A 7,834-nucleotide genomic window follows, 5' to 3' on the forward strand; every position below is an offset into this window, starting at 1 on the left:
AGGTGGGAGCCGTATGCGCGAATCGCGCCCGTACGGATCTGTGCGGGGGGCGCCCGGTAATGGGCGTCCCTACCGCGATCCAGCAGTATCGTCTCGTGGATTATATCAAAATGTGCCGAGCGTAACGCAGCGTGGAGAGCTGCATCTGCTTGAGTTGCGCATGCGGTTCTCGACGAGGTGGACCAAGCTGTTGGTCGAATTTTCGAACACTTCGTTGACCACCCGCATTGATGTTACGGTCAGCGGAGCAACAATATTGTGTTCGTTACAGGCGTGGGTATTATGAAACAGACTTCCACCGAGGCAATACCGTTTGGGTATACTTCCCTGGCAGAACAATAATCCGCTTCAGACGTGCTGTTTTTTTTGTGGAGGTGCGACTTTATGATCACACTTTTCTCTTAAATTATAAACGAAACCGTGATTATGGTATCTAATTAAAATAATAGTATTTAGGTCTTATATACGGCTTTGGGTGGCACCACTTAAATGAATGTTTCTTGCTTATCCGGTTACCACTCACAAACCCATTATGTAGTGCCAAATTGAGAACTTTGGCGTCTCACGGCTCTATACCTGGGTGCTATGGGAGGTTGCCGGATAGGCAAAGAATGTTTGGCGCCCTTTTTTGTTGCATATGAAGAGATCATGATATTCATCTTACCGTTACACATATAGGCAAATAATGATAACGAGGGGAAAATAATGCGTGGTCAATCACAGTCCGAAATGTATGGTTGGATACGTATTCTATTCGGTGTTGTCTGGTTGTTTAATACAGCGCTACAAGCAAACTGGGCTTATGCCTCGCATTTTGCGGGTAGTTTTAGTGCTGATTGGGTCAAGGGGCAGCCTATCTGGATAAGAACTTATGGGCATTGGGCAGCTCATATCGTTGGGGTGATAGGGCCCGTCACTGTAGCGCATGCGACAGTCGGCTTAGATGGGTTGCTTGCTTTGTCTCTGTTAAGCGGCATAGGGTTATCTATCTTGGGTTGGGTTGGTATTATCTATAATCTCTGGCTTTGGTCCACGGTGGGTGGTTTTGGAGGTCCCTATGTCAGAGGTGCAACTGATCCAGGCACAGCAATCGTCTATGCGTTATGTTTCTTTTTCGTGGTCGGAACGCGCTCCTGGCAATCAATAAGTCTAAAGAAATTCCCACAAGACCCAGTCAATGAACGTTCACTCTGGGTAGGGCAGATTATTTTTGGATTGCTTTGGGCTTTTGATGCATTCTGGAAGTGGCACCCCTATTTTTTGCATCATCCAGTCAGTTATTTACGTTCGGCTCTTCCAGGGGAGCCAGAATGGATTAAAACGTATATTAATGTCTGGATCGTTCTTATTGATTATGTTGGACCGCTGAAATTTGGCATTTTTGCCGCAATTGCTGAAACTGCCATTGCCATCAGTCTCTTATTCGATACGGCCTTGGTCTGGATGATTCCATTTGGGGTCCTGTATTCCATTGGGATTTGGACTACGGCTGAAGGATGGGGGGCGCCTTATAGTCCTGGCGTTACGGCAAATAAGGGTGACGTCCTCGGTACTACCAATATCTATGCAATTATCTTCTTATTCATCGCTGTCCGGTTCTTTTACAGATCGAAAAAAAAGACTACGGCCTAACAAAGAACTATAGATGAACGGCCTAGAATATTCAACGGTGGTATTGTTGCAATCCAAACCGCTTAGGATATTAGATGAGAAGGTTAGTCTGAGCTAAATGAAAACATGTGTTAAGCCAACCACTCAGTGTGTTTTCAGGTGGACATGGTTATTTTTCATTGTCCCCCTTAGTCTTTTGTCTGCTTGTAACACTACACCGCTAGTACGAATGAATCTTATAAAAAACACTAAAATGATCCAAGCTCGTAGTTTCACCAACAAAAGGCTAAATCGCTTTTTAGAGATCATGGATAAAGGGCGCCCCATTAGATGGGATCAGCAAAACCTTGCTTTGGTCGCACTTTATGAACGCCCTACTCTGCGGATTGCTGACTCAAATTACTTTGCAGCTAGAGCTGGTTTAATCACTGCTCGTGAAATTCCAAATCCGAAACTGAGTTTGAACGCGGCTTACAATACAACTGACTTTATTCCGAACCCATGGAGTATTGGTCCTACGATTACATTTTTGATACGTAACTTTTTTGCTACCCATGCCAGAGTCTCGGCTGCACACGAGAAAGTGGTGGCTGCAAGACTTGCAATCCTAAGTACAGTATGGGTCGAATGGGACACTGTCTATCGGGCATATTCTGGCCTTTGGGCCGCCCTACAGTTACGGACCCTGGCAAATCATCAGGCGCTACTGGCACAAGAGATCTACCAAGCGACCTTGGAACGCTACCGCGCTGGTGCCGCGTCGGCCACTGCCCTCAATCTTGCCGAACTCGCAATGCAGAAAGCTGCGTTTGCCGTCAGTACCGCAGTTTTGCATCTACGTCTGACACGAACTTCCCTTGCCAGCGCAGTAGGCATGCCCGCACGAGCGATTATACATGTCAAGTTCGATTTTTCGACTTTTTACCGATCATTCCGGTTGACGAACTTGGATTCTGCCGAACATTATGCCCTCGCGCACCGACCATCCGTTCTGGCAGCGAGGGCTAAATATTATGCCGCTCAATATCTATTAAAATACGAAATTGACCGAGTTTTTCCGTCATTCAAAATGAAACCAGGCTATACGTATAGTCAGGGCGTCACGGGCTACGCGTTTGGTGCCAATGCCCATTTGCCCCTGTTCAATCAGAACCAGGGACCGATTGCATTGGCGCATGCGCAGGTAGAGCGTGCAGACCTTGAGGTTATACACTCACAAGATCATGTGCTCTCCCAGATAGATCATGCGAAAACTTATTTGAACGCGAGCCTCGCAACGTTGCGGAGCGCCCGACGTGAGGTTTCATTTGCCCGTGATCAGGAGGCTGCCGCAGAACAGGCCTATGACGCCGGCTTAATCGGTGCGCTGCGTTTGCTTGGTGCCGAACAGGTCGCTGTAGCCGCCGAAAAAAATCAGCTGACCGCCAGGGCCGATGAACGGCGCGCAGTGGGTGATCTGGAGGATGCCTTGCACAAGAGCCTGACCGGAGTCACGCCATGAAACGGATTTTCCGGCTGATCCCAGCGCTGATGTTCAGTCTGCCGGCCTATGGCCAGAGCTTGACGCTGCCTAAAGGCGATATCCCTCAGGCCGGTCTGTCCGTCACTGTCCTCAAAACAGTTGGCTTCACGCCAATGCGCCGAGCCTATGGTGCTGTTGTCAGCCCGAAAAAGTTAATTGAAGCCGTCGGTCATCTTCGTCTGTTTGAGGCCGACTGGCACCTTGCCGCTTCCACCCTCGCACGAACCAGATATTTGTCGGCAGCCCCCTACCATGTGTCAGAGGCGGAGCTACAAAAAGCTGAAGCTGTAGCTGAGAGAGCTAAGGCACGCGTAGAGATGACCAAAGCGTCGTTACTGGCGGACTATGGACCGGTTCTCGCGCGCGCAATTATCAGGAATTCTCAGCTTATCAAAAGTCTTGATTCAGCCAAAACCGCTCTGGTTGAAGTCAGCATTCCGATGCCCTTTGTCGCAGAACCACCGTTGATTGCTCGGGCCCGTCGGGCCACGGTGTCCACAGTAAGGACCGGTTTCATCAAGCTAAGGCGTATAGGCCTAGCCGGCGTCGCGCCGGTCGGTTTGATCGGTCAGAACATTTATTATACGTCCCCCTACCTTCAAGCGGGGAGCACCTTGATGGTGCAGCTTGCCGTGGGTCCGACGCAGCGTGGCGTCGTGGTGCCGGCGTCTGCCGTGATATTTTTCGAAGGGCACGCATTTGTCTTCGAGCAGACGAGCAATGCTTCTTTTGAACTAAAACGTATACCCACTACGGAACCGGACCGATTACACAGCCGGCTAATCGGCTATTTCGTGCCAACCGATCGAGCGCCCACCAAAGCAATCGTTATCCATGGCGCTGGTTTTCTGTTTGCCATCATTGCCCATCAGAGAAGTTGATCGGTGATGTTGGAAACCATCGTCCGATTGTCGGTTCGTCATCGCTTTCTGGTGGTCAGCGGTGCTGTAATCCTGTTCTTGTTGGGCATTCACAGTGTCCTTGAAGCACGACCCGCCGTGTTTGGATCGTTTCTATCCCCTAGGGTAACTGTCGTAACCCGAATTCCTGGACTTGCACCTCGCGCTGTCGAGTTAGAGGTCACCGATCGGCTGGAACAGGGATTGGGTGGCATCAGTGGACTCGCCGCAACCGATTCCCGTTCTGAGTCGGGTATTTCGGTGGTCCACCTCGTGTTTCATTCAAAAACCTCTCTGTCGGCCGATCGTAAGGCGGTGTCCGGCAGGCTCACCAGCCTGATCCGTGAATTACCCCCGGGTGCCAATCCCGTGGTCGCCCCGACCGTCTCCACCACTGCGATTGCTACTGAAATTGGCTTGACTTCACGTATTTTATCATCCCGCGACCTGACCTCAATCGCTGAAAGTCAATTACGCCCCGCGCTGCAAGCAATTTCCGGTGTCGCCAAGGTAACTATTTATGGCGCAGCCCAGCCGGAAATTGGCATAGCGCCACGTACGTCGGCGATGATCGCCACCGGTATCAGCCTGAGTAGGCTTGCACATGCTGCACATGATGCCAGTGCAATCGTAGGTCTAGGAACTCTTGATACTTCCACTCAGAGAATTTTGCTTGAGAGCCATGGCCAGGCAATCCAGCCGCAGGCAATCAGCCAAAGTCTTCTTGATCTCCAAGGCGGTGTGCCGATCACCATCAGCACGGTTGCTCGCGTTTGGCCGACCACTGCACCGCGGACCGGAAGCTCCCTGATCAACGGTCAACCTGGCCTGTTGATCGTGGTTTCCGCAACTTATGGCACAAACACGGCAGATGTGGCAGCAGATGTTGCGCGCACCGCGGCGCATTTTTTGCCGGCACTCACCAATGCCGGTATAAAAATTGTCCCTGCCGCATTTGTGCCGTCTCGCTATACCCACGACGCGCTTGGTAATCTGACACGCCTTCTACTGATTGGTGGCGTGCTCGTTTTGTTAACGCTTATTGTAACGCTACGGAATTGGCGGGTCGCGCTCGTCTCCTTTGCGGTGGTTCCTGTAGCGCTGGTCGCGTCACTGAACGTTCTGACCTTTTCCGGTTATCCGATAACCACACTGGCTCTGGTTGGACTCGCAATAGCACTGGGAGAAGTGATCTATGATTCCATTGTTGTCACAACAACGATCAGAGACCGGCTATACGAGGCTGGAACGCCCGCCGATGAGGCCACATTTTTCGAAACTATCGTGGACAGCGCCTCCGAGGTCAAAATGCCAATCTTCCTTGCAACCTTAGCCGCCGTGATTGTGTTCGTGCCGATCATCACGCTTGCGGGATCGGCTGGGCGCTTGTTCGCGCCAATCGCACTGACCTACATTGCAGCTTTGATAGCGTCCCTGATCGTCACTCTCATCGTTTCACCCGCGTTGGCCGCACTTCTTTTTGCGAGAGACAAAGCAGTCCGGCGCGCCATGACGCCGGATGCTGTCCGTCGGACCTACGCATGGACCCTGCGGGTTTCGGGGCCTTTCGGGATAATTCTGGGTGCGCTCGCCCTGATCGGCGTGATAGCGGCCCTTGTCAGCTTACCCGATCTAAAACTGGAATTCATCCAGCATTTTGACGATCCCGCTTTGGTCGCAACTTTCCGCGCCACGCCAGGAACTTCGATCGCTACGATGGATCAGATCGCTGATCGGGCCACGAAATTAATCCGGAAGGTCGATGGAGTTTCGACCGTCGTCGCTGCTATCGGTCGACCAGTTCCGACCTTCCGCGCACATTTGGTTTCACAGGGTAGTTTGGATATAACCTTATCTGGTCAAGACCCTGACACCGTATCAATCGAGCGAAAGATCCGTGACAAGTTACACGCGCTCACTGGATTTGGTTGGACGCTGAACAGTTTCGCTGCCCAACGTGTACATGCTGTCGCGCATGATGCGGCGGCCCCTATCGTCATCGTTATACGCGGCGAAAAGCTAGGAGCTATATCCCGAGACGCCGCCAAAATTTTCACAGCGCTGCATGGGTTGAAAGATATCAGGCGGCTCCGATTATTTCCGCAACCATTTCGGACCCCGTCTGTAATTATAACCCCCAATCGTGTCGCAATGCTGCACTATGACATAGCGGCGTCTTCTCTGCTCCACATTGTCCAGCTTCATTTTAATGGTAATATCGTCGGTCACGTATACGTTGGTAACCTCCTTGTTCCTGTCGTGTTGGCAATACCTCGCCAACAGCGCACCAATCCTGCATCGCTCGAACAACTTCTGGTACGCTCTGCAGACGGGCAACTGGTACCGTTGGGTCTCGTCGCGCGTATCAAGGCTACGACATCTCGCGTCGATATTTTCCATTCCAACGGCCAACGCGCCGAGTTTGTTGACGTGATAGTTCATGGTCGGCATGTTTCAGCCGTCCTAGCAGCCGTCCGTTCCCGGCTGGCCAAGGTCCGACTGGAAAGTGACGATTACTTGACGATCGGCGGCAGTTTCTTCAGTCAATTGAAAGCACGCCATAGCCTTTTTGTACGGAGTTTTATCGCCGGTCTGGTGATTGTCGGTTTGCTCAGCATCGCTCTTGCCGACGGTTGGGCAGTCGCCTTACTTGGGCTGGGATTACCATTCGCACTTGCTGGCGGTATTGCCGCTATCTGGATCTTTCTCGATGGAAATATCACATTCTCAGCTCTGATCGGGCTAGTCACCCTGTTTGGCATCGCTTTGCGAAACGGTTTGCTGCTTCTTATCACCTACCGTCGTCACATCACTCGAATCACGACAATCCCAGAGAATACCGCGGATCTCGCCCAAGATGTTGCAATAGAAATACTACCAATTATTCTTCTTACAACAACCGTAACGGCTTTCGGTCTTCTACCTCTCGCCATTGCGACCGGTACTGCGGGCGACGAAGTGGGTGGGCCACTCGCAATCGTACTAATTGGAGGACTACTGGCAGGAACGATTTTAACCATGCTGTTTCTGCCGCGCCTTGCACCGAGAGTCTTAAAAACACGTTGAACAGATGTTAACGTGTCACCTCGGTAGCCGACATGCGGAATTAAAGTTATTGCAATATGCGGCACGGTGGAAGCAATGTAACTCTGGCATTACCAGTTTGATACGAGGGGCAAGCGAGACGAACCAATCCACCTGTTGATCGACAGCACCGGCCTCAAAATCTACGGCGAGGGCGAATGATGGATCAGAAGCACGGGGTTCGAGCGCGCCGACGCTAGCGGATATTGCACATCGCGTTTGATGCCAATACCCACGAGGCCCACGCCTGCGAATTGACCTCCGACGACATCGGCGATGTCACCGCACCCCTTCAATGGCGATTTTGCGATCAGCTCCATCATACAAAATCGCTATGCGCACCCGCTTGGCGCGCGGCAAGTGTGGCGCGACAAACACGGTGCCCTCGTCAAACTGACAATGCCCGTTTGTATATTATTGGATTTACGGTGACCAAAAACCTTCGTTTTTGGCCTTCTAACATCATCGCGATAAAGTGATTTGGACTATGCCGGCGTTCTCAGCACGGACATCGGGCGGCGATATCCGGAGTGCTCGGCGAAAGATTCGTCTGGCCACGTTCGTGAGGCTGCGCAATCATGCGGCAGATTTTGGGATTAATTTGATGCCCGGTAGCGACGCGAAATGCCGATCACAAGTCAATAGATCAGCGCCGTGGGCGAGGGCCGTGGCGTACACGATGGCGTCGGCGGTTGCGAGGCGGTGGCGCGCGCAGATC

6 protein-coding genes are annotated in these 7,834 nt (G+C 51.8%); 4 read left to right on the forward strand and 2 right to left on the reverse strand.

The window, feature by feature from the left end; translation table 11 throughout:
* Window positions 1-705: 705 nt before the first annotated feature.
* The 4 genes from ACP5E6_RS14650 (at window position 706) to ACP5E6_RS14665 (ending at window position 7,098) form a co-directional block, all read left to right on the forward strand.
* Window positions 706-1,632, forward strand: coding sequence for a hypothetical protein (locus ACP5E6_RS14650; RefSeq protein ID WP_427955142.1), 927 nt, complete (start codon window positions 706-708; stop codon window positions 1,630-1,632).
* A gap of 232 nt (window positions 1,633-1,864) precedes the next feature.
* Entirely contained in the window at window positions 1,865-3,112 is a 1,248-nt protein-coding gene (locus tag ACP5E6_RS14655) for a TolC family protein (protein ID WP_427955145.1), read from the forward strand.
* Window positions 3,109-4,014: a hypothetical protein gene (locus tag ACP5E6_RS14660; RefSeq protein ID WP_427955147.1), complete on the forward strand. Its 906-nt coding sequence runs from the start codon at window positions 3,109-3,111 to the stop codon at window positions 4,012-4,014. The genes ACP5E6_RS14655 and ACP5E6_RS14660 overlap by 4 nt, the downstream gene beginning before the upstream one ends.
* Window positions 4,015-4,020: 6 nt before the next feature.
* Complete coding sequence (locus ACP5E6_RS14665) at window positions 4,021-7,098, forward strand: efflux RND transporter permease subunit (RefSeq protein WP_427955150.1); 3,078 nt, start codon at window positions 4,021-4,023, stop codon at window positions 7,096-7,098.
* A 161-nt stretch (window positions 7,099-7,259) separates the two neighbouring features.
* On the opposite strand, the gene ACP5E6_RS14670 is transcribed toward ACP5E6_RS14665, so the two are convergent.
* Together ACP5E6_RS14670 and ACP5E6_RS14675 are read right to left on the reverse strand one after the other, a co-directional pair.
* Window positions 7,260-7,439: a hypothetical protein gene (locus ACP5E6_RS14670; protein WP_427955152.1), complete on the reverse strand. Its 180-nt coding sequence runs from the start codon at window positions 7,437-7,439 to the stop codon at window positions 7,260-7,262.
* A gap of 253 nt (window positions 7,440-7,692) precedes the next feature.
* Entirely contained in the window at window positions 7,693-7,833 is a 141-nt protein-coding gene (locus tag ACP5E6_RS14675; RefSeq protein WP_427955155.1) for a PIN domain-containing protein, read from the reverse strand.
* Window position 7,834: the final 1 nt, after the last annotated feature.

The sequence above is a fragment of the Acidiphilium sp. genome (assembly GCF_049977125.1).
GTDB lineage: Bacteria > Pseudomonadota > Alphaproteobacteria > Acetobacterales > Acetobacteraceae > Acidiphilium.